This is a genomic window from Streptomyces cinereospinus, from assembly GCF_042430725.1.
Classification (GTDB): Bacteria; Actinomycetota; Actinomycetes; order Streptomycetales; family Streptomycetaceae; genus Streptomyces; species Streptomyces cinereospinus.
On record NZ_JBHMCY010000207.1, the window covers coordinates 1 to 791 of the forward strand.

Here is a 791-nt window from a genome sequence, read left to right on the forward strand (position 1 = left end):
GACGAGCTCAGCAACAAGATCAAGACGACGTGTTAATGATCTGCAAGCCCTAAGGACAAAGAGGGGGTCTGTTGCAGTGCGCGGCTCAGAGCGTGAAGAACGGGCCGCTTCGCGGCGCGACCCTTGCAGGGCGGCGCTGCCGCCGAACAGCAAGAGGAGCACGCGCCGCCGGGTGCTCCTCTTGCTTGTCCAGGACCGCGGCCCGGTGGTCAGAACGCCACTTCCTGCTCGGGCGGGGGCGGCGCGGTGTCCGGTCGCGCGATTCCGATGTAGCGGGACGCATTGGTGCGTCCCCAGTCGATGAGCACGCCGCGGGCTGCGAGGGTGGGCTGGAGGCGCTTGAGGCGGTCTGAGAGCACCTTGCCGGTGGTCGGCCAGCCTTTATAGGCAAGGGACGGAAGTCCTCGCCCGTATAGAGGCCTGTGAGGGCGTGCAGCCATTCGGCGGACGTCATCCGCTGCTCGGTGCCCGGGTCGATGCCGGCGGCGTGCTTGAGGACGGTCTGCGCGAGCAGGTCGCCCTCGATGACGTCGTCGTTGAGGTCGTCCAGGCTGGCCCGGTAGGCGGCCAGCGCCCCCAGGCCGGTGGCGGCGTCGAGCTGCGCGCATAGGTGGGCGAAGTCGGCCCGCTGGACCATGCGCTGGAAGACCGCCCTGAACGCCTACGACATCACCTTCGACGGCCGCCTGACGGCGGCCCGCCAGTAACCCAACCACTCTGGTCACACCGCTCGTTTGGGTCTGTTCCGTAGTCGGTGGTGACGGAGGGTGTGGTCAGCCCAGGAGGATGCG

At 68.0% G+C, this 791-nt stretch carries 1 protein-coding gene and 1 pseudogene; one reads left to right on the top strand and one right to left on the bottom strand.

What is annotated here, in order from left to right:
• Positions 1–209: 209 nt before the first annotated feature.
• A pseudogene (locus ACFF45_RS35520) lies at positions 210–634 on the bottom strand (AICE element replication initiation protein); the annotation flags it as partial.
• Here ACFF45_RS35520 and ACFF45_RS35525 point away from each other — a divergent pair.
• On the top strand, positions 585–707 hold the full coding sequence (locus ACFF45_RS35525) for a hypothetical protein (RefSeq protein WP_381351176.1): 123 nt from the start codon (positions 585–587) through the stop codon (positions 705–707). The pseudogene ACFF45_RS35520 and the gene ACFF45_RS35525 sit on opposite strands and share 50 nt — an antisense overlap.
• Positions 708–791 lie beyond the last annotated feature (84 nt).